The organism is Chryseobacterium sp. KCF3-3 (assembly GCF_045865955.1).
GTDB lineage: Bacteria > Bacteroidota > Bacteroidia > Flavobacteriales > Weeksellaceae > Chryseobacterium.
The window spans coordinates 3,367,692-3,388,475 of record NZ_AP035792.1 but is presented as its reverse complement, the minus strand read 5'-3'; the positions used below and the strand labels follow the sequence as shown (position 1 = coordinate 3,388,475).

Sequence of the window (20,784 nt, the reverse complement as noted above, 5' to 3'; positions counted from 1 at the left end):
ACCAAGTCATTTGACATTTTAAACAAAATAAACATGAAAAATCCCTCCTAATTTTGCTATAGAAATTTAAACCAATAAAAAATGGAAACAATGATCAGCACATTACAACAACCTGTTCAATCAGGTTTTGATGCTTCTTCAACAGCTCAGGAAGTTATTAAAGGAATAGATCTTACCGGAAAAACGGTCATCATTACCGGTGGCTATGCAGGGATTGGTCTTGAAACGACAAAAGTTCTTGTTTCAGCTGGAGCGCATGTTATTATTCCCGCAAGAGATATCGAAAAAGCAAAGGAAAATCTTACAGGAATTGAAAATTTTGCACTTGAGAAAATGGATCTGATGGATCCGGCATCTATTGACGCTTTTGCAAAAAGATTCATTGCATCTGGTAAAAGTCTGGATCTTCTGATTAATAACGCAGGAATCATGTGGGTTCCCCTTCGTAGAGACAGCAGAGGTTTTGAATCTCAACTGGCCACGAATTACCTTGGACAATTTCATCTTACTTCAAAATTATGGCCCGCTCTGAAAAAAGCAAATGGCGCAAGGGTTATCAGTGTTTCTTCTTATGGACATCAGATGGCTCCGTTTAATTTTGAAGACCCTAATTTTGAAAAAAGAGATTACGATACTCTTTCCGGATACGGGCAATCCAAAACAGCTTGCAATCTGTTTGCTGTAGAACTTGATGAGAGAGGAAAAGAATTCAATATCAGAGCGTATTCCCTTCACCCTGGATCTGTATATGGAACAGATCTGGGCAGAGAAGAACCTATCGAACTTTTTAAACAGCTTGGAACACATGATGAAAACGGAAATATCAAACCGGAGGTGGAAGCACGATTGAAAACTATCCCTCAAGGTGCTGCAACAACAATTTGGTGCGCTGTAAGCCCTCAACTTAACGAAATAGGTGGTGTTTATTGTGAAAACTGTGATATCGCAGAAGTAGACAAGGGACAAATTGAACATAGATTTGATGAACCGGCAACTATTTATGGAGTACAGCCTTATTCCATCGATAAAAACAATGCGGAGCGTTTATGGAAATTAAGCGAAGAAATGCTGGGATTTGAGTTTGACACCCAATAACTGTTTTTAGCCAATTATATACAATTTTACATAATCCTGCTGCCTTATTATTATGACACTGTCATTCTGAATGTAACGCAGTGAAATGAAGAATCTAAGCTATACATGAGATTCTTCCTTCATCAGAAATCGAAGATCCGACTTAGTTAATGACAAAGCGTAAAATTATATATAGTCGTCGTTTTTAAATACATTTGTAATGAAAAACTTTTGACAATGGATTTCCAGATACAATACCTCACTCCGGATATCAAGATTTCCAGTTATGACGACAAGCTGTTCAAAACGGAAACGGTTTTTGAATATCATATGCTGGTATGGTTCATATCAGGAGAAACGAAAATTATTCAGGCAGACAAAACCTATCTGTTCAAAGCAGGAGATATTTTTCTGATTCCGAGAAATCATCTTGCCACGATTATCAATTATCCCAAGGACGGACTTCCTCATAAAGCAGTGGTAATGCACCTTACCACAGAACGGCTGAAGAATTTTTATAGCTCTGTTGATTATGAAAGAAAAAACAGAAATCCGGAATCCAGCATTCACAGTTTCAGCAGCCATCCGCTTCTGAACAGCTGTCTTGCCTCCCTGATTCCTTATTTTGATATTGAAGGTCCGTTTCCTGAAAACATTGCCCATTTAAAGATCACTGAAGCCATCAGTATTGTAAGGGAAATTAATCCGGATATTGATACTCTACTTGCAGATTTTGATGAACCCGGAAAAGTGGACCTGATTAACTTTATGGAAAAGAATTATATGTTCAATATGCCATTGGAACGATTCGGATATCTGACAGGAAGAAGTTTATCTACTTTCAACAGAGATTTCAGAAAGATTTTTCAAACGACACCACAGCGATGGCTTACTCAAAAACGTCTGGAACTGGCCTATTATCATTTATCGGAAAAGAATAAAAAGCCTTCTGATATTTTTCTGGAAGTAGGGTTTGAAGATCTCTCCCATTTTTCGCACGCTTTTAAAAAACAGTATGGCTTTGCACCTTCACTGGCAAGATAAAACAAAATAGGTTGTACCGCGTGAGTACAACCTATTTTTTATTTTAATTACTATTGGAATTATTTTTTCGGTAAACTATCCGGATCTTTTGAATCCTTCTTTTGAGATATCATATTATGATTTAGAGCTTTTCTTTCAGGTTTTGAAGGTGATTTTGAAGGTAACGATTTTGATCCAGAACCCAACAGACCGAATAAATCAAAAACTACATCAAATATGTCAAAAAAATTCCAAGACATCAGTTTATTATTTTAAATCCTACTTATTCTCTTCCAGTTTATGTACTTTCTTAGTTCCTTCATACATTTCGTACTGTAAAAATCTCGTTTCCAGTTTTCCGTTGAAAAGTTTGATCTTTCTTGAAGGACGTAAACCGATCTTCTTCACCGCTTCCAGATCGGAAGAGATCAGCCAGGCCAGTGTATTCGGATAATGCGTTTTAAAAGTATCTCCGATTTTCTTGTAGAAATCATCATCATTAATAGAAATTCTCTCATCATATGGAGGGTTGAATACCATTAATAATGGGAAGAGTTCTTTTTTAGAATCAAAGAAGTTCTGTTTTTTAATCTCAATAACATCTTCCATTTCTGCTGCTTCTACATTCATTCTTGCAGCATTCAGCATTCTTGCATCAATGTCATATCCAACAATTTTTCCATCAAATTGTCTTACTCTGTTAATTCTGAATTCTTTAATTTTTGCAAACAAGTCTGCATCATAGTTATTCCAGTTCTGGAATCCGAATCTCTTTCTGAAAATCTGAGCCGGAAGATCCATCGCAATCATTGCTGCTTCAATCAATAATGTTCCGGAACCACACATTGGATCAAGGAAATTTCCTTTTCCATCCCAGCCTGCCAGCTGAAGCATTCCGCTTGCCAGCACTTCATTGATCGGAGCCTCACCTTGTTCTCTTCTGTATCCTCTTTTAAACAAAGGATCTCCTGAAGAATCCATGGAAATCATTACCAATTCTCTGTCAATATGAAGATGGAATTTGATATCCGGATTTCTGGTTTCTACATTCGGACGTCTTTTGAATTTTTCCTGGAAATAATCTACAATCGCATCCTTCATTTTTAAAGTCACAAACTGAGAATGCTTGAAGGTTTCAGAATTTACAGTAGCATCAATAGAGAAAGACTGATCAACATCCATAAAGTTCTCCCATTCAAATTTGAACAATCTGTCATAGAACTGATGCTGATTAAAAGCTTTGAATTCATGAATTGGTACCAGAATTTTCAATGCTGTTCTCGCAGAGTAATTGATTTTATAAAGAAAACCAAGATCTCCTTCACAATTTACTGCTCTGTTTTTAATTTCAACATTCCTTCCACCCAATTTTTTGATTTCTTCTGCCAGAATCTGCTCCAATCCGAAGAATGTTTTTATCTGTATTTTAATATTTTCTGTATCCATAAGTTTGAATTAAAAGATTTAAAGCTTTAAAAATTAAAAGATTAGCCATCCAACTTCTTGTCCAATTGAATTTTTCAATCTCTTAATGTTGTAAAATACTTTGCTTTTAACCGCACAAATTTAGTTATTTTTGCATTATGGAATGGTTTGAATCTTGGTTTGATACCCCTTATTATCATTTGCTTTATAGCAACAGAGACTATACTGAAGCTGAAAACTTCATTACAAAGCTCACTGCGGACCTTCAGCTTCCGCCTCAGTCGAAAATCATAGATCTTGCCTGTGGTAAAGGAAGACACTCGGTTTTTCTTAATAAATTAGGGTATGATGTTTTGGGACTTGACCTTTCAAGACAAAGTATTGAATCTGACAAACAGTACGAAAATCAAACTTTACTTTTTGAAGTTCATGACATGAGAAACCCTATTGATGCAGATCCAATGGATGCTGTATTCAATTTATTTACAAGTTTTGGATATTTTGACAATGAAAGTGATGATAAAAAAGTATTTCAGTCGGTATACAATGCTTTAAAACCAGGAGGATATTTTGTTCTGGATTATCTGAATGAAGAATTTGTAAGAAATACCTTAGTTCCTGAAACCACAATAACCCGCGGCGATATTGATTTTAAGATCCTGAAAAAAATTGAAGGCAGACACATCATCAAGGATATCCGTTTTGAAGCTGATGGTAAGCCATTTCATTTCTTTGAAAAAGTAAAACTTCATACCCTGGAAGCGATCCATAACTATGCTTCCGAATGTGGTTTTGAAAGAATAAAAATCTGGGGAGATTATCAGCTGAATGAATTTAAGAAAGAAAATTCCCCGCGATGCATCAATTTATTTAAGAAAAAATAATGACAACAGTACTTTTACTGATTTTAAGTGTCGTAACAGGAGTATTCCTGGGAAAACACTTTGGTAAAAAAGAAAAACTGGCTAAAAACTTACTGATATTAAGTGCCGGTTTTTTGATTACAATATGTCTCAACGAAGTTTTTCCGCAGGTTTACACCTCAGCCGGAAGCAATAGTCTTGGGATATTTGTAATTGCAGGAGTTCTTCTCCAGATGATTCTGGAAGCTCTTACCAAAGGTTTCGAACACGGACACTTTCATCATCATAGTGAACACAATATTCTTCCCGTTGCTTTAATGGTAGGACTATTCATCCATGCTTTTATTGAAGGGATTCCTTTAGCTAACGAGCAGCATGAAATGTCACCTTACCTTTGGGGAATTGTATTTCATAATCTCCCTATTTCATTTATTCTGGGAGCATTTTTATTTAACAGAAAGGGAGAATCTAAAAGTTCATCATCTTATCCTTCTATTCTCATTGTAGCATTATTTGCCCTGGCTTCTCCAATGGGAATGTTATTGGGTAACTATTTCAATCCAAATCTTCAGCCCTATTTTCTGGCTATCGTAGGAGGAATTTTCCTTCATATTTCATCTGTAATCATTTTTGAAAGCAATAAAAATCACAATATCGATTGGGTAAAGATTGGGCTGGTTGTCTTAGGAGTTTCACTTGCACTCATGATGCATGTTTTCCATCAACATCCTGCCGCTGCTCATTCTCATTAAAAAATAAAAAAGCTCCGGAGTCTAGAGTCCGGAGCTTTTTTGTTATATATAGCTTAATGTGTTATAAGCTTAGAATTTCCATCCTAAAGTAAGGAAGAAATTATTTCTGTTGTTTTTCACATCACTTACAGCATAAGCATCACTTTCGAAAATGTTTTTAGCAGAATAATATGATGAATCAAAATTATCACCCATATATCCTCTCATGAAAGGATTGGTGTATTTAGACGAAATATTCTGATAAGATGCATCGATATAGAATGATTTGAAATCATATCCAATACCAAATGAAAGTGTATTTCTGTCGCTCAACATCAAGTTGCTATAAGACTGATCTCCTACACTGCCTGCATCATTAAATCTACTGATTGTAAGTGCATCAAAAGGACTTGACTGGTAAGAGTATCCTCCTCTCAATCTGAACTGCTGTACTCTGTACTCAGCTCCCACTCTTACTTCTGAAAGATTCTTGTAGTTTTCTTTGAAGAAATCATTCAATTCTCTTTCTGCACCTCCATATACTTTATAATCAGGCTTTGTAAGTCCAAGAGTATAGTCTACGTTCAATGAGAAGTTTTTACTTGCTACAAACGCAGCACTCACCGTTGCTTTAAGAGGTGAAGTGAACTTTCTGTTTTCAGCTCCCATATCATCTCCGTAAACAGGATCATTATAGAAGTAATAATTTCTGTCTATTGTCCAGAATGTAGGAGTTTCAAGAGATGCTCCCACTCTGAAGTTAGGACTCAACTTTCCGATCACCCCTAATGAAGCAGAAAAACCTGAAGATCTTTCTGAATACGGAGTATCCTGCTTGCTGAATGCTTCTGTAGAACCATTGGCAATGTTTCTGTACAACAAAGTATCATATTGATCCAATGAAGCGTTGAAAAAGTTGAAACCTGCTCCTAAATATAAATTATGATTATAATTGGCTCCAACCCCAAAACTCATCTTTGAAAGGTTTCCGTATCTTTCATACATATGCCCTGCTAATGCAGCATCTTTGGTAATATCATCCTTATCAAAAGCATAAACGACATTATTATTTCCCGGTGACTGGATGATATTGTCTAAAGTCTGATTAGAAAAATTAATACCAATATTGATAAACTTCCATCCGGTTTCTGTCATCAAAGGAAAAGCAATTACTCCTCCTGCATTCCCAAGGTCTCCTCTGGTTTTACTATAATCTATTGTAGATCCTCCTAAAGAACTTTTGTTTTTATTTCCTAAAATAGATAAAGTTCCTGAAACCTCTCCTGAAATAGCAACTCCTAAACCTGCCGGGTTCGTAAGCAAAGAGTTTGCATCACCACCTAGCGCACCATTAGCTCCAGCCATCGCATTAAACTTAGCTGATCCCACCATAGGAGTACTTGAATAAACCTCTACAGTATTTCTTATGACAGAAACATCCTGAGCCTGTGCATAAAATGCAGCAGAAATGCTCATTAATACTAAAGATTTTTTTAACATTATTTTTTAATAGTTTATTAATTTGAAAAATTATCTGAAGCCTCCTCTGCCTCCGCCGCCGGATCTCATTCCGCCACCGCCTCCTGAAGAACCGCCTCTAAAGCCTCCTCCACCAGAGTTGAAGCCACCACTAGATCTGAAACCTCCTGAATCATTAGATCTGAAGCCTCCGTTATTGTTGTTATATCTTGGCTGTGGTTGCTGATAATTGTAATTAGGTCTTGTTTGTGGCGCAGAGTTACGGAAACCACCATTAGATTGTGTATTTCTGAAACCTCCGGAATTACCGTTTCTAAAACCTCCGGAATTACCATCTCTGAAACCGCCATTGCTATTTCTGAAACCTCCGTTTGAGTTAGTATCTCTGAAACCACCATTATTATTAGTGTTTCTGAAACCTGAATTATTTGTATTCGTTCTGTAAACTGCATTGGCTACCCCAGTATTCTGGAATCCACCTCCGCTGATACCACTTCTTCTGTAAACAGGTCTGTTGTAGTAGCCACCACCCCAGTAGCCGCCTCCGTAACCCCAGTAAGGATTTCCGTAGTATCCGCCCCAGAATGGATCATAATAGCCACCATAGCCATAACCCCAGTATGGACTTCCCCATCCGTAAGAGCCTCCCCAGCCCCAACCGAATGATCCGCCCCAACCCCAGGACATGCTTGCACCCCAGCCCCAGCCACGGTTCATACCCCAACCCCAATAAGGGCTGTAACCACCATACCATCCCCAAGGAGATCCCCATCCCCATGAGTTGTCATAGTAGTTAGTCTGAGAACCTGAATAAAGTCCCCAGTCGGAATCTGTAGCATTAGAGTTCCAATTTGGATTGGTGCCACTCCAGTCATTATATCTGTTTTGCTGTTCTCTGGAATTCGTCTGTGCATTCTGAATTACATTAGAATCCTGATAGTAGTCATAGTATTCTCCTACTCTGTTTCCGCTATCATTAATGATAACTCCTTCAGGTAGCGTATCCTTATTGGGGTCGTAATACACCCCATCTGTCTCGCTATACCCTCCCATCTGAGCACCACAAGACACAAGTAATAATCCGCCCGATATAGCCAATATCCCTTTGGATCTTAGCAGACCAAGCAAATTTTTATGTATATTTCTTTTCATGATAACGTAAAAATTTTTAATTTAAATTATATTTGCAATCTGTACCAAAAATGTACCAAAATACTGGTAAAAAAATCTATCAAAAATAGATTTTTATTTTTAGATAACAATAATGTACAAAAGTTAAAAAAATTTTAAAAAATAATGGCAAAATTAACCTCAAGAAGCGAAGATTACAGCAAATGGTATAATGAGCTGGTTGTAAAAGCTGATTTAGCTGAAAACTCAGGCGTGCGTGGATGTATGGTGATCAAACCGTATGGCTATGCGATCTGGGAAAAAATGCGTGATGAAATGGATAAAAAATTCAAAGAAACAGGTCACGTTAACGCATACTTCCCGCTTTTTGTGCCCAAGAGCTTGTTTGAGGCTGAGGAGAAAAATGCAGAAGGTTTTGCAAAAGAATGTGCTGTTGTTACCCACTACAGATTAAAAACTGATCCGGACAATCCTTCCAAGCTGATTGTAGATCCGGACGCAAAACTGGAAGAAGAACTTATTGTTCGTCCTACTTCAGAAGCAATTATCTGGAATACTTACAAAAACTGGATTCAGTCTTACAGAGACTTACCGATACTAATCAACCAATGGGCAAATGTTGTTCGTTGGGAAATGAGAACACGTCTGTTCCTTAGAACAGCAGAATTCTTATGGCAGGAAGGTCACACTGCTCACGCTACAAAAGATGAAGCTATTGAAGAAGCAGAGAAAATGAATAAAGTATACGCAGATTTTGCAGAAAACTTTATGGCTATTCCTGTAATTCAAGGGTTAAAAACTCCATCTGAAAGATTTGCAGGAGCTGATGAGACTTATTGTATTGAAGCATTAATGCAGGACGGAAAAGCTTTACAGGCTGGAACATCTCACTTCTTAGGTCAGAATTTCGCAAAAGCATTTGACGTAAAATTCACCAACAAAGAAGGTAAAATCGAACATGCATGGGCAACATCATGGGGAACTTCTACCCGTTTGATGGGAGCTTTAATTATGACCCACTCTGATGATTTCGGATTGGTATTGCCTCCTACCCTTGCGCCAATTCAGGTAGTGATTGTTCCTATCTTTAAAGGAGAAGAGCAACTGGCACAAATCAGTGAAGTGGCTTTAGATATTCAGGCTAAACTGAGAGCAAAAGGAATTTCTGTGAAGTTTGACAATGATACTCAGAACAAACCAGGATGGAAATTTGCAGAATATGAATTGAAAGGAGTTCCTGTAAGAATTGCAATGGGACCAAGAGATCTTGAAAATAAATCTGTAGAAATTGCGAGAAGAGATAATCTGACTAAAGAAGTTCGTTCTATTGATGGACTTGATTCTTATATCGAAGATCTATTGAAAACGATTCAGCAGGATATTTATAACAAAGCATTTGAATTCAGAAAAAATAATATCACGAAAGTGGATACTTATGAAGAATTCAAAAAAGTTCTGGAAGAGAAAGGTGGATTCATCTATGCACACTGGGATGGAACAGCTGAAGAAGAGGAACAAATCAAGGATGAAACGAAGGCTACGATCAGATGTATTCCTCTGGACAATGACGTAGAAGAAGGTATTTCTTTGATTTCAGGAAAACCATCTAAGAGACGTGTATTATTTGCAAAAGCTTATTAAAAAATTTTAACGATTTAGAAAAAAATCGTTAATTTTTAAAGAAATATTCAAAAAAAGTGACATTTGGACGGATTTTTGTTTAAATTTATCTCAACATTAATCAAAAAAATTTATTATTATGTCTTTAAATGTCATTGATTTAATTAAAGGACAATTAGGTCCCGCATTGGTTTCACAGGCTGCATCGCAGTTTGGAGAAAGTGAATCCGGTATTTCTAAAGCAATTGGCGGATTATTACCTGCCGTAGTAGGTGGATTAGCCAATAATGCAGATAAACCTGGCGTTGTGGATGCTATTACACAAGCCTCTTCAAGTGGAATTTTAGGAAATTTATTAGGTGGTTCGTCCAGCAATCCTATTATTTCAAACTTGTTGTCTTCAATTTTTGGAGATAAAGTAAGTGCATTAGTGAATTCTATTGCCAGTTTTTCAGGAGTGAGCAATACCTCTGCAAGTTCTTTGTTAAACCTGGTGACTGGAGCTACAGTAGGCACTGTGGGAAAATATGCAGCAGACAATAATTTGGGTGCTTCAGGTATTTCCAGCTTACTGAATGATCAGAAAGGCATTATTTCTTCTTTATTGCCAGCAGGTCTTTCTTTAGCTTCCTTTGGATTAGGAGCTGAAAATTGGTTTGGCCAGGCAAAAGAAACAGTTTCTTCGGTAACTTCTACTGCTAAAGATAACATCGCTGAAGGTGTTGCTACAGCAAGAGAAAATGTTTCGGAAGGAGCAAGAGAAGTAAGAGAAAGATTTGAAAATAATAACAATAATAATCAAGGCGGAGGTTCAATCTGGAAATGGTTGCTTCCGCTTTTATTATTGATCGCTGCTGCTTATTTCTTATGGAAGCAGTGTGAGAAAAAACAAACCACTACAACCACTACCACAACATCTGATTCTGCAGCAACCAGCTCAACTACAGATACGGCTGCTACAACAGCAACACCTGCTCCTGCAACAGCTAAAACAGATGAAGACATTGATCTTAATGGAGTGATGTTAAAAGGTTACAAAGGAGGAATGGAAGATCAGATGATTACATTCCTGAAATCCGGAAACTACAAAAATGCAGCTGATGATGCGGCATTGAAAGACAAGTGGTACGATTTCGATCACGTAAACTTCAAAATGGGAAGTTCTACTGAACTTGAAGCTGGTTCACAAGGACAGTTAGATAACTTAGTGGCTATCCTTAAGGCTTTCCCTGATGCAAAAATCAAAATCGGAGGTTATACAGACAAAACCGGAAACGAAGCCAACAATGTAAAACTATCAAAAGCCAGAGCTGAATATATCAAAGCTGCTTTAGTAAAAGCAGGAGTTGGTGCTCAGGTCTTAGAAGCTGAAGGCTATGGAAGCAAATTTGCTAAAGTAGATGCAAAAGCTTCTGATGCTGAAAGAGCTGCCGACAGAAAAATGGCTGTAAGATTTGCAAAATAATCTTTAGATTGAATAAAAATTAGATCCCGGGAAGCAATTTCCGGGATTTTTTTAGGTCATGATTTTTCTGTTTACATTTATTTAATTAAATTTGTTAGTCATTTCTAACATTTATGAATTTCAATATAAAAAGCGCCTGGCAAAAAGATAAAACCAACCATTCTTTATCAGAGGTTTATTCATCAATCAAAGTCCCTAAAAATGCAACTTTTTGGAGAAAATATCTTGCATTTGCAGGACCGGGACTGATGATTGCTGTAGGATATATGGATCCCGGGAACTGGGCTACAGATATTGCCGGGGGAGCTCAATTCGGTTATACACTCCTTTCGGTTATCCTTATTTCCAATATTTTTGCAATGGTTCTACAGCACTTATCCGTGAAACTTGGAGTTGTTGCAGAGAGAGATCTTGCTCAGGCTTGTAGAGACCACTTCAGTCCTACCACTAATTTTATTCTCTGGGTATTCTGTGAAATAGCCATTGCCGCCTGTGATCTCGCTGAGGTTATCGGCTCGGCCATTGCATTAAACCTGTTATTCCATATCCCGCTCACCTGGGGAATTGTCATTACAACAGTGGACGTTTTAATCATTCTTTTGCTTCAGTCCAAAGGTTTCCGATGGATTGAGAGTATTGTAGGAGGGCTTATCTTCATTATTCTGGCGTGTTTCGTGTATGAAATTATCATTTCGCAACCTGCTTTTAATGAGATTCTGGGAGGTTTGGTTCCACAAAAGGAAATCATTCAGAACCCTGCCATGCTTTATATTGCAATCGGGATTTTAGGAGCTACCGTAATGCCACACAATCTGTATCTGCACAGCAGTATTGTACAGACCAGAGATTATACCCGTGATAAGGAAGGAAAAAAAGAAGCCATAAAGTTTGCCACCATAGACAGTACCGTTTCATTAATGCTGGCATTTTTTATCAATGCAGCAATCCTTATTCTGGCAGCTGCTACATTCCATACTACAGGTAACGAACATGTGGCGGACATTCATGATGCCTATAAAATGTTAACGCCTATTCTGGGAGCTTCTATGGCAAGTATTGCATTTGCCATTGCTTTATTAGCATCCGGGCAAAACTCAACATTAACAGGAACTCTTGCCGGACAGATCGTAATGGAAGGCTTCCTGAATATCAGATTAAAACCATGGCTGAGAAGATTGATCACCAGACTTATTGCTGTAATTCCGGCACTTATTGTTGCCATTCTTTACGGAGAACAGGGAACCACTGAATTATTGGTTTTAAGCCAGGTAATTCTTTCCATGCAACTGAGTTTTGCAGTTGTTCCATTGGTGATGTTTACCAATGACAAAGCTAAAATGGGAGAATTCGCCAATAAACCATTCCTTAAAATCTGTGTATGGATTATTTCCATTATTATTATTGTTTTAAATCTGTACCTATTGTACCAGACTTTTACAGGAGAATAAGAAATACAACTATAGTTTTAAAATTGACTATTGGGCATTGGTAAAGTGAATGGTCAATAGTCAATTTTTGCTTTGAAAAGGCAATTTTTAAAATTACACACCTACAAATTCACAAGCGTAGCGAATTGACGCCTTCACCATTGATAAGTGAATAGTCAATTTTTGCTTCGCAAAGTCAATTTTTAAATTACACACCTACAAATCCACAAGCGAAGCGAATTGACACCTTCACCATTGATAAGTGAATAGTCAATAGTCAATTTTTGCTTTGCAAAGGCAATTTTTAAAATTACACACCTACAAATTCACAAGCGTAGCGGATTGACGTATTCACGATTCACCATTACTCCTTTTTCTGCCTTAATGTCCAGATTTTAGATTTGGCAGGCTCTTTGTCAAACAATCAGTAAATAAATATTGAATTATGGAAAACCAGGATATTAACGAAGAAAGCATCAATAATCAGGAAGAAAACAATGTTCAGAATGACGCAACGTCTCAGGACAATGTGACAGCGACTCCTTCTCCAGAGGAACTTTTGGCAGAAGAGAAAGACCGTTACATCAGATTGTATGCTGAATTCGAAAACTATAAAAAAAGAACGAGCAAAGAGAAGATCGAATTCTTCCAGTATGCCAACCAGGAAATGATGGTTTCAATGTTAGGAGTTTTGGATGATTTTGAAAGAGCTTTAAAAGAAATCGCTAAAAACGGAAATCCGGCTGACCTGCAAGGTGTAGAGCTTATCTATCAGAAATTCAAAAATAAACTTACCGAAAAAGGACTAAAAACAATGGAAGTAAAGGCTGGTGACAGCTTTAATGTTGATTTCCATGAAGCGATTACTCAGATCCCTGCTCCATCGGAAGATTTGAAAGGAAAAATCGTAGACGTTATTGAAACAGGATATACTTTAAATGATAAAGTAATCCGTTTTGCAAAAGTAGTAACAGGAAATTAAAATTCATAAATGATAAATGGTGAGTGATAATTGATGAATGTTTCACTTATTAGCTTTACAATATCTTTTATCATTTATCAACAATCAATTATAAAATTGTCATGTCAAAAAGAGATTATTACGAGGTTCTTGAGATCAGCAAATCTGCATCGGCCGACGAAATAAAAAAAGCATACCGTAAAATGGCCATCAAATTTCACCCGGATAAAAATCCAGGGGATAAAGAGGCTGAGGAAAAATTTAAAGAAGCTGCTGAGGCTTATGAAGTTCTGAGCGACGATCAGAAACGTGCAAGATACGACCAGTTCGGTCATGCCGGAGTAGGTGGAAACGGTGGTTTCGGAGGCGGAGGCTTCGGAGGCGGAATGAACATGGAAGATATTTTCAGCCAGTTTGGAGATATTTTCGGTGGTGGTTTCGGAGGATTCGGTGGTGGCGGTGGAGGCCGTCAGCAGGTGAAAGGTTCTAATTTAAGAATCAGAATCAAGCTGAACCTTGAGGAAATGGTAAATGGTACTCAGAAAACCATCAAAGTAAAGAAAATGAAGATGGCAGAAGGCGCCACTTCAAAAACATGTCCTACCTGTAATGGTTCTGGTGTTCAGTTAAAAGTAATGAATACCATGTTTGGTCAAATGCAGACTCAAACTACATGTAGTACTTGTCAGGGAATTGGAAAAGTTGCTGACAAAATTCCTGCAGGAGCCAATGCGCAAGGTCTTATCAAAGATGAAGAGGAAATCACAATCAACATTCCGGCAGGAGCAAGAGACGGTATCCAGCTTAATGTAAGAGGAAAAGGAAATGACGCTCCATTTGGAGGTATTCCGGGAGACTTACTGGTGATCATTGAAGAGGAAATAGATCAGGTGATCAAGAGAGAAGGCGATAATCTTCACCAGGAATTATATGTTTCATTTGCTGAAGCTGCTTTAGGAACTAAGAAAGAAATTCCTACTGTAGGCGGAAAAGTAAAAATTACCGTTGATCCGGGAACTCAATCCGGAAAGATCTTGAGATTGGCCGGAAAAGGACTTCCTAGCATCGATAGTTATGGTAAAGGAGACATGTTTATCCACATCAATGTCTGGACTCCACAGAAGCTTACTAAAGACCAGAAAGATTTCTTTGAAAAGCAGATGTCCAGCGGAGAAATGGTTGCAGAACCATCCGGAAAGGAAAAAACTTTTTTTGATAAAGTAAAAGATTTATTCAATTAATATAGAAAAAGAGGCTTGTAAAAAGTCTCTTTTTTTGTTCAAAGTTTTATATTCAAGGTTTAAATCTCATCATAAAAAATCCTGCACTCTCTCGAGCACAGGATTTTTTGGTTATTTAATTCTAATTCTGTTTTATTTTTTTGTGGCTAAGGAATAAATTCCCTTTCCTAAAGTAAATACGGCAACCGCCAGCAATCCGCCAACAACACCAAGCGTAAGTTCTTTCAAAACATCTGGCCAGGTTGGTAATATGCCATGGAAAAATTCAATCCTATGCAGAAAAATTCCACCAGCAACCATTATTAAAGCAATTGTTCCTACGACTCCTAATATTTTAATAACAATAGGTAAAGCCTTCACTAATAGATGTCCAAGCCTTCCGAAAAAACCTTTATCGTTACTTTTCTTTATTAATTTAAATCCTGCATCATCCATTCTTACGATCAAAGCTACAATTCCATAAACTCCGACAGTAGCGATAAATGCAACTAAGCTCGTTACTAAAATCTGCGTAATGAAAGGATGACTTTCTTCCAATACAGTTCCTAAAGCAATAATAACGATCTCAATTGATAAAATAAAATCAGTTGTAATGGCCGATTTTACTTTCTCTTTTTCAATTTCTTCAGAACTTTTTTCGTCTTCTTCAATTTCCTCTATCACTTCATGACCTTTTTTGTCACGGTGAAAAAGAAATTCTATTACTTTTTCAACACCTTCAAAAGCCAGGTAGAATCCTCCAAGGATCAATACATAATTAATAGCCGGAGCATACAACCAATTAAGTAAAAAAACGACAGGAAGAATAATCAGTTTATTGATAAATGATCCTTTGGTAATTGCCCATAAAACGGGAATTTCTCTTGAGGAAAGAAAGCCAGTGGCTTTTTCTGCATTTACAGCAAGGTCGTCTCCTAAAATTCCTGCTGTCTTTTGGGTAGCAACCTTACTCGTAACCGCTACATCATCCATCAATGCTGCAATATCATCCAAAATTGCAAAAAAGCCTGATGCCATATTTTAATAATTTTTTAATCTTTGTTAAGTTCAGCAAAAATAATTATTTAATTCCGTTTTTGGATTCATAATCTAACAATAATTTTCAAAATTATAAGAATCTTTCAACAATCCTTCACTTTCAATATTTTATATCTTTGTTTAAAATCTATTCAATGGATAAAAACTGGGAAAACCAATTACAAAGTATATGGCTAAAACTTGGAACTATAAGCAATCAAGAGTTTATTGAGCAAATTAAAAATCATGCAGAATTACTTACGGAAACGGATTCCCAGGCTATTGCTGATTTTGAAAAAGCCTGCGCTTTTGACTCCACAGGACATGAAAAGGAAGCAGAACCTTTGTACAGATCAGCATTAGAAAAAGGATTAACTGGCTTACGAAGAAGAAGAGCCAGAATTCAGCTGGCTAGTACATTAAGAAATAATGGAAAAATAGAAGAAAGTATCCATATTTTAAGGGAAGAAAAAGCCCATTATTCTGATGAACTGGATGATGCGGTAGATTCTTTTTTAGCACTGTCCCTTTCTTCAGCAGGAGAATACAAAGAAGCACTGTCTTTAGCATTGAAAGCAATATCAAAACATTTGCCCAGATACAATAATTCTTTGAGCCGCTACGCTGAAAACCTGTAATTTTAACCGTTTTTAAAATCTGATACCTATGCAACGTCAATTTCATATTTTAGCTTTAAGATGTGTGTTTTGTTTGTTCAGTACATTCTACTCTACTCTGAAAGCTCAGACAGAAGATCATCTCAACACTATTAATCCTATTAATCAGGAAAAAAAGAAAGAAGAAATAGACCGCATTATAAAAGCATTTGCTGCAATTAATAAATTTAATGGAACTGCTTTGATCCATTATCAGAATAAAAACATCTTTGAAAGATCATACGGCTGGCAAGATGCGGAAAAAAAGATTCCCAATCAGGACAAAAGCATATATCAGATTGCTTCTTTAACCAAATCTTTCACGGCTTTGATGATTGTGAAGCTAAGTGAAGAAGGAAAACTTTCTTTTAAAGATCCTGTCTCAAAGTTTATCCCCGATTATCCCAGAGGAAATGAAATTACTATCGAACATCTCCTTACTCATACTTCCGGAATTTATGAGGTATTGAGAAATAAAGAGTATTTCAATCTTCTTCACACCGGAAAGTCTATACCAAAAGATAAAGAACTTTCATATTTTAAAAATGAGCCATTGGATTTTGAGCCCGGTACTCAGTTTTCTTATACCAATTCAGGCTATATTATATTGGGACTTATCATTGAAAAAATCACAGGACTTTCTTATGAAGACGCTGTAAGAAAATTCATCCTAAATCCCCTGAAGATGACTCACACAGGCTTTAACTACCTTGCTCTGAAAAGTCCGTACAAGACCGTTCCTTATTCTTATATTTCAAAAACAAAACAGGAAAAAACAGCAGTCTGGAATTCTACATTAACCGGGCCAGCCGGACAAATCTACAGTACCGTTGAAGACCTGTACAATTATTATATTGGGTTGAGGGATTATAAAATTGTTTCCAAAGAAGCATTTAAAAAAGCAACCACCCCTTATTTGAGTGGCTACGGCTATGGTTGGTTTATTGATGATCTTTATGGGAAAAAACTTATTAATCATGGTGGAAATATTGAGGGTTCTACAAGTTATTTTGCGATGCTTCCGGAGGATGATCTTTGCATTATCCTTCTGAACAATATCACGAGTAAAAAACTGGAGAAAGCAGGTAATACTATTTTAGCGGCTCTCTTACACCAGCCTTACACTCTTCCACAACCGAAGAAAGAAGTAGTCTTAAGTGCTGATATCCTTAAAAAATATGCAGGAGACTATCAGCTTTCTGATGATAATATTATCCATATTCTGTACGAAAACGGTCAGCTTTTTATGCAGAACAATAAAGATCCTAAAGTCAGAATTCTAGCTGAAAAAGAAGATGCATTTTTCCTTCAGGATGATGACACTGAGATTTCTTTCATTTTCAAAGAAGGTGAAAAAGGTATTATTACCATCAAAAAAGGTCTTTCATCAAAAACAGCAGAAAGGCTTTAATTAAGTCTTGTTTGCTTCATAATCAATAGAATATTTCGTAAATTTAAGTAATGAAAAAGCTCATTCTCCGGTATCATTTTTTCGTCATGGGATGCATTGGTTTCCTTCTGCAGTCCTGTAATACGAAATTCAGAGTTTGGGTAGGTCCCGGAGGACAGCAGAAAATTTATAATCTGAAATATGGGGAACATAAGAGACAGAAAATGGATGTCTTCCTTCCCAAAGATTATGCTGAAGATTCCCCGGTAGTACTTATCGTTCATGGTGGAGCGTGGACTTTAGGTAAAAAAGAGCATATGATTCAGGTTCAGAAAATGCTTTTTGAAAACAGAATTCCGAGTATCAGCATGAACTATAGATTGGTTTCTACAAAGGAGAAAATCACTTATAGACAACAGCTCGAAGATATTGGTCTCGCCATTGAGAAATTCAATTCTCTGGCAGAAAAAGCAGAACTTCAACCCAACAATTACATTCTTCTGGGAGAAAGTGCCGGCGGACATCTCGCCTTACTTTATGGATATCAGCATCCTGAGCAGATCAAAAAAATAATCTCTTTAAGCGGACCTACAGATTTTTACAGCTCTGAATATCTTAAATCTTTTTATTCCAAATACACCTCTCCTACTTTCCAAAAGGTAGTAGGGACTAAATTTGATCGGAAAAATATCTCTGAAGCCTTTAAAGAAGCCAGTCCCATTGCCAATATTTCAGATGTTCCTACCTTGTTGTTTCAGGGAAATAATGATGTGCTGGTGAATCAACATCAGGGAATTGCGATGGACTCTGCGCTTACCAAGATGAATGTTCCACACAAATTCATTTTCATGAAAGGAGCCGGACATGCACCAAGGTTTTTCAGTAAAAGAAAAAGAGACAGTATTATTTATCCTAATATCCTGGAATGGATTAAAAAATAGCTATTATTTAATGCAATAAATAATTAAACTACTATTTTAAACCATTCGTTCATAAGAATCTTTTAAGTATCCAGCATAAAAAATTTTTGTCTGGTGGATATATTTTAAAAACGCGATGTCCGCAAAGAAATTTTAAAGCTTATATTCTATCGATCGCAAAGACACTTCGCTCAGCAAAGTACATTACTTAGCTAAGTGAAGCGCCTCTGCGAACAAAAAGTAACGGATCATGATAATACCCTTGCGAGTTTTGCGTGGTAAAAAAATATTTATATGCACAAAAAAGCCATCTCATGATTGAGACGGCTCTATATTTTTGATTGAATTTCTTATTTATTCAAAATCCTGATCTTCGTATTTTTTAGCAAGATCTTCTTTTTTTCCGAAAACGAACTTGAAGATTACCGGAAGTGTAGTTACCAATACAATGACGATAATGATGTATTCCAGCTTTTGTTTCAGGTTGATTCCAAACTGTTCCATGAAAAGTTTATCCAGATAATGTCCTGCAAAGATCAAAATGAATGACCATAATACAGCACCGATAATATTATCTCTTAAAAACTCTTTTTTATCCATTTTTACAATACCTGCTACAATAGGGGTAAAAGTTCTTACAACCGGTAAGAATCTTGCCATAATAACAGCTAATGCACCATGTTTTTCAAAGAAATCGTGTGCCTGATAAAGGTATTTTTTCTTGAAAAGCATTGAATCCGGTCTTTTGTATAAAGCGGGTCCTGCTTTTCTTCCGAAATAATATCCTACTTCATTTCCTATGATAGCAGCAAGAGCCACTCCGGAAGCTAAAAGTGTAGTATCTAAGAAATCGCTCCCTGTAGAGCCAAAAGTCTCTTTGATGATTTCAACAGCATAAATTCCCGAAACGAACAGTAGTGAATCTCCAGGTAGAAAAAATCCTACAAAAAGACCTGTTTCAGCAAAAACAATAAACAAAATCAGCCAAAACCCTCCCATTTTTATATAAAACTCCGGGTTTAATAAATCCTTCCAGCTATTGAAATCTTCCATAAATATCGATGAACAACAAAAGTAAGCCTAAAATGTCTGAAACAAAAATTAATTATAAGATTTTAACTAAAATTCAAACATGATTTTTATAAGTCCATGTCATCATCGGAAACTGCCGTTCCATCGGCCATTAAGAATGCTTTCAGGAATGGAGTGATATTTCCGTTCATTACGGCATCTACATCTGAAGTTTCATGACCTGAACGTACGTCTTTTACCAGTTTGTATGGATGCATGACGTAGTTTCTGATCTGGCTTCCCCACTCGATCTTCATTTTGTTGGCTTCAATCTCATTTCTGGCTTTCATACGCTCTTCCAGTTCCATTTCGTAAAGTCTTGAACGAAGGAGCTGCATAGCCTTTTCTTTATTCTGAAGCTGAGAACGGGATTCTGAGTTCTCAATGATAATTCCTGTAGGCGCGTGACGAAGACGTACAGCAGTTTCTACCTTGTTTACGTTCTGTCCTCCAGCTCCTGAAGCTCTCATCGTTTCAAAGCTGATATCTGCCGGATTGATATTGATTTCAATGGTATCATCCACCAAAGGATACACATATACGGAAACAAAACTTGTATGGCGTTTTGCATTACTGTCAAAAGGGGAAATTCTTACTAAACGGTGTACTCCGTTTTCACCTCTTAAATATCCAAAAGCGAATTCTCCTTCAATTTCCAGCGTAACAGTTTTCACTCCGGCTACATCACCTTCCTGAAAGTTCAGTTCACGGATTTTATAGCCTTGTTTTTCTGCCCACATCGTATACATTCTCATCAGCATAGCTGCCCAGTCGCAACTTTCTGTTCCTCCTGCTCCTGCTGTAATCTGCAGCACTGCAGAAAGTTCATCACCTTCGTTGGAAAGCATATTTTTGAATTCGAGATCTTCAATTTTTTCAACCAATTGCGGAAATGTTTCATCCAGTTCTTTTTCAGAATCCGGATCTTCTTTAGCAAAATCAGCCAAAACCTGCAGATCTTCAAACTGTGTCTTAATTTCGTCATAGCCTTCCACCCATTTTTTCTTGGAACGAAGCTGCTTTAAAAATGCTTCAGCAGTTTTTGGATTGTCCCAAAATTCGGGTGCTGCTGTTTTTTCATCATCATTGGCAATTTCAATCTTCTTTTTTTCAATCTGAAGGTATCTGTGTAAGTCTTCAATTCTGGATTGAACTTCTTTTATCTGGTCGTTGTTAATCACGAATGTTTCTTTTTGCAAAAATAAGGAATTCTTTTAGAGTGGAGAGGTACGGATTTAAAGTTCCGAATTTAAAGTTTGGGGTTCGAGGTGCGATTTTGAGAGTTTGAGA

19 protein-coding genes are annotated in these 20,784 nt (G+C 36.9%); 12 read left to right on the top strand and 7 right to left on the bottom strand.

Annotated features, from left to right (window positions below):
- Window positions 1-81 precede the first annotated feature (81 nt).
- Together ACKTTZ_RS15320 and ACKTTZ_RS15315 are read left to right on the top strand one after the other, a co-directional pair.
- The gene (locus ACKTTZ_RS15320) at window positions 82-1,095 is read left to right on the top strand and encodes an SDR family NAD(P)-dependent oxidoreductase (protein WP_407845956.1); all 1,014 of its coding nucleotides are present in this window, start codon (window positions 82-84) and stop codon (window positions 1,093-1,095) included.
- 216 nt (window positions 1,096-1,311) lie between these two features.
- Window positions 1,312-2,118 (top strand): helix-turn-helix domain-containing protein, encoded by an 807-nt coding sequence (locus ACKTTZ_RS15315; protein WP_407845955.1) that lies wholly within the window; start codon window positions 1,312-1,314, stop codon window positions 2,116-2,118.
- Window positions 2,119-2,177: 59 nt separating this feature from the next.
- Here ACKTTZ_RS15315 and ACKTTZ_RS15310 read toward each other — a convergent pair whose 3' ends face one another.
- Window positions 2,178-2,357 carry a hypothetical protein gene (locus ACKTTZ_RS15310; protein WP_407845954.1) on the bottom strand — a complete coding sequence of 60 codons (180 nt, stop codon included), beginning with the start codon at window positions 2,355-2,357 and terminating at the stop codon, window positions 2,178-2,180.
- A 19-nt stretch (window positions 2,358-2,376) separates the two neighbouring features.
- A complete protein-coding gene (locus ACKTTZ_RS15305; RefSeq protein ID WP_034695266.1) occupies window positions 2,377-3,543 on the bottom strand; it encodes a class I SAM-dependent RNA methyltransferase in 1,167 nt (388 codons plus the stop codon).
- Window positions 3,544-3,680: 137 nt separating this feature from the next.
- On the opposite strand from ACKTTZ_RS15305, the gene ACKTTZ_RS15300 reads away from it, so the two are divergent.
- Together ACKTTZ_RS15300 and ACKTTZ_RS15295 are read left to right on the top strand one after the other, a co-directional pair.
- Entirely contained in the window at window positions 3,681-4,406 is a 726-nt protein-coding gene (locus ACKTTZ_RS15300) for a class I SAM-dependent methyltransferase (protein WP_034695265.1), read from the top strand.
- Window positions 4,406-5,137, top strand: a complete 732-nt coding sequence (locus tag ACKTTZ_RS15295; RefSeq protein ID WP_034695263.1) for a ZIP family metal transporter — start codon at window positions 4,406-4,408, stop codon at window positions 5,135-5,137. The genes ACKTTZ_RS15300 and ACKTTZ_RS15295 overlap by 1 nt, the downstream gene beginning before the upstream one ends.
- Window positions 5,138-5,206: 69 nt before the next feature.
- Here ACKTTZ_RS15295 and ACKTTZ_RS15290 read toward each other — a convergent pair whose 3' ends face one another.
- Together ACKTTZ_RS15290 and ACKTTZ_RS15285 are read right to left on the bottom strand one after the other, a co-directional pair.
- Window positions 5,207-6,592: an OmpP1/FadL family transporter gene (locus ACKTTZ_RS15290; protein WP_407845953.1), complete on the bottom strand. Its 1,386-nt coding sequence runs from the start codon at window positions 6,590-6,592 to the stop codon at window positions 5,207-5,209.
- A gap of 54 nt (window positions 6,593-6,646) precedes the next feature.
- Window positions 6,647-7,747 carry a hypothetical protein gene (locus tag ACKTTZ_RS15285; RefSeq protein WP_034695260.1) on the bottom strand — a complete coding sequence of 367 codons (1,101 nt, stop codon included), beginning with the start codon at window positions 7,745-7,747 and terminating at the stop codon, window positions 6,647-6,649.
- A 144-nt stretch (window positions 7,748-7,891) separates the two neighbouring features.
- On the opposite strand from ACKTTZ_RS15285, the gene proS reads away from it, so the two are divergent.
- From proS to dnaJ, 5 genes are all read left to right on the top strand, one after another.
- Window positions 7,892-9,367: a proline--tRNA ligase gene (proS, locus tag ACKTTZ_RS15280; protein ID WP_034695259.1), complete on the top strand. Its 1,476-nt coding sequence runs from the start codon at window positions 7,892-7,894 to the stop codon at window positions 9,365-9,367.
- 118 nt (window positions 9,368-9,485) lie between these two features.
- A complete protein-coding gene (locus tag ACKTTZ_RS15275; RefSeq protein ID WP_253317208.1) occupies window positions 9,486-10,811 on the top strand; it encodes an OmpA family protein in 1,326 nt (441 codons plus the stop codon).
- A gap of 113 nt (window positions 10,812-10,924) precedes the next feature.
- Window positions 10,925-12,259 carry an Nramp family divalent metal transporter gene (locus tag ACKTTZ_RS15270; RefSeq protein ID WP_407845952.1) on the top strand — a complete coding sequence of 445 codons (1,335 nt, stop codon included), beginning with the start codon at window positions 10,925-10,927 and terminating at the stop codon, window positions 12,257-12,259.
- Window positions 12,260-12,680: 421 nt separating this feature from the next.
- The gene (locus ACKTTZ_RS15265) at window positions 12,681-13,220 is read left to right on the top strand and encodes a nucleotide exchange factor GrpE (protein ID WP_374728321.1); all 540 of its coding nucleotides are present in this window, start codon (window positions 12,681-12,683) and stop codon (window positions 13,218-13,220) included.
- Between the two features lie 101 nt (window positions 13,221-13,321).
- Entirely contained in the window at window positions 13,322-14,440 is a 1,119-nt protein-coding gene (gene dnaJ / locus ACKTTZ_RS15260) for a molecular chaperone DnaJ (protein WP_034695254.1), read from the top strand.
- A gap of 132 nt (window positions 14,441-14,572) precedes the next feature.
- Here dnaJ and ACKTTZ_RS15255 read toward each other — a convergent pair whose 3' ends face one another.
- On the bottom strand, window positions 14,573-15,457 hold the full coding sequence (locus ACKTTZ_RS15255) for a DUF808 family protein (RefSeq protein WP_034697497.1): 885 nt from the start codon (window positions 15,455-15,457) through the stop codon (window positions 14,573-14,575).
- 155 nt (window positions 15,458-15,612) lie between these two features.
- Between ACKTTZ_RS15255 and ACKTTZ_RS15250 the strand changes: the two genes are divergently transcribed.
- Genes ACKTTZ_RS15250 through ACKTTZ_RS15240 form a run of 3 tightly spaced genes read left to right on the top strand, consistent with a single transcriptional unit; the run spans window position 15,613 to window position 18,444 of the window.
- The gene (locus ACKTTZ_RS15250) at window positions 15,613-16,095 is read left to right on the top strand and encodes a tetratricopeptide repeat protein (RefSeq protein WP_051934477.1); all 483 of its coding nucleotides are present in this window, start codon (window positions 15,613-15,615) and stop codon (window positions 16,093-16,095) included.
- Window positions 16,096-16,123: 28 nt separating this feature from the next.
- Window positions 16,124-17,524 (top strand): serine hydrolase, encoded by a 1,401-nt coding sequence (locus ACKTTZ_RS15245; RefSeq protein WP_407845951.1) that lies wholly within the window; start codon window positions 16,124-16,126, stop codon window positions 17,522-17,524.
- 50 nt (window positions 17,525-17,574) lie between these two features.
- A complete protein-coding gene (locus ACKTTZ_RS15240; RefSeq protein ID WP_034697500.1) occupies window positions 17,575-18,444 on the top strand; it encodes an alpha/beta hydrolase in 870 nt (289 codons plus the stop codon).
- A gap of 333 nt (window positions 18,445-18,777) precedes the next feature.
- On the opposite strand, the gene ACKTTZ_RS15235 is transcribed toward ACKTTZ_RS15240, so the two are convergent.
- Both ACKTTZ_RS15235 and prfB read right to left on the bottom strand, forming a co-directional pair.
- On the bottom strand, window positions 18,778-19,476 hold the full coding sequence (locus ACKTTZ_RS15235) for a DedA family protein (protein WP_034697501.1): 699 nt from the start codon (window positions 19,474-19,476) through the stop codon (window positions 18,778-18,780).
- An 86-nt stretch (window positions 19,477-19,562) separates the two neighbouring features.
- Window positions 19,563-20,675, bottom strand: coding sequence for a peptide chain release factor 2 (gene prfB / locus ACKTTZ_RS15230; protein WP_407845950.1), 1,113 nt, complete (start codon window positions 20,673-20,675; stop codon window positions 19,563-19,565).
- Between the last annotated feature and the right edge of the window lie 109 nt (window positions 20,676-20,784).

Coding starts and splice junctions, on each gene's coding strand:
- ACKTTZ_RS15320 (WP_407845956.1), top strand. CDS start 82: ATGGAAACAATGATCAGCACATTACAACAACCTGTTCAATCAGGTTTT.
- ACKTTZ_RS15315 (WP_407845955.1), top strand. CDS start 1,312: ATGGATTTCCAGATACAATACCTCACTCCGGATATCAAGATTTCCAGT.
- ACKTTZ_RS15310 (WP_407845954.1), bottom strand. CDS start 2,357: ATGTCTTGGAATTTTTTTGACATATTTGATGTAGTTTTTGATTTATTC.
- ACKTTZ_RS15305 (WP_034695266.1), bottom strand. CDS start 3,543: ATGGATACAGAAAATATTAAAATACAGATAAAAACATTCTTCGGATTG.
- ACKTTZ_RS15300 (WP_034695265.1), top strand. CDS start 3,681: ATGGAATGGTTTGAATCTTGGTTTGATACCCCTTATTATCATTTGCTT.
- ACKTTZ_RS15295 (WP_034695263.1), top strand. CDS start 4,406: ATGACAACAGTACTTTTACTGATTTTAAGTGTCGTAACAGGAGTATTC.
- ACKTTZ_RS15290 (WP_407845953.1), bottom strand. CDS start 6,592: ATGAGCATTTCTGCTGCATTTTATGCACAGGCTCAGGATGTTTCTGTC.
- ACKTTZ_RS15285 (WP_034695260.1), bottom strand. CDS start 7,747: ATGAAAAGAAATATACATAAAAATTTGCTTGGTCTGCTAAGATCCAAA.
- proS (WP_034695259.1), top strand. CDS start 7,892: ATGGCAAAATTAACCTCAAGAAGCGAAGATTACAGCAAATGGTATAAT.
- ACKTTZ_RS15275 (WP_253317208.1), top strand. CDS start 9,486: ATGTCTTTAAATGTCATTGATTTAATTAAAGGACAATTAGGTCCCGCA.
- ACKTTZ_RS15270 (WP_407845952.1), top strand. CDS start 10,925: ATGAATTTCAATATAAAAAGCGCCTGGCAAAAAGATAAAACCAACCAT.
- dnaJ (WP_034695254.1), top strand. CDS start 13,322: ATGTCAAAAAGAGATTATTACGAGGTTCTTGAGATCAGCAAATCTGCA.
- ACKTTZ_RS15255 (WP_034697497.1), bottom strand. CDS start 15,457: ATGGCATCAGGCTTTTTTGCAATTTTGGATGATATTGCAGCATTGATG.
- ACKTTZ_RS15250 (WP_051934477.1), top strand. CDS start 15,613: ATGGATAAAAACTGGGAAAACCAATTACAAAGTATATGGCTAAAACTT.
- ACKTTZ_RS15245 (WP_407845951.1), top strand. CDS start 16,124: ATGCAACGTCAATTTCATATTTTAGCTTTAAGATGTGTGTTTTGTTTG.
- ACKTTZ_RS15240 (WP_034697500.1), top strand. CDS start 17,575: ATGAAAAAGCTCATTCTCCGGTATCATTTTTTCGTCATGGGATGCATT.
- ACKTTZ_RS15235 (WP_034697501.1), bottom strand. CDS start 19,476: ATGGAAGATTTCAATAGCTGGAAGGATTTATTAAACCCGGAGTTTTAT.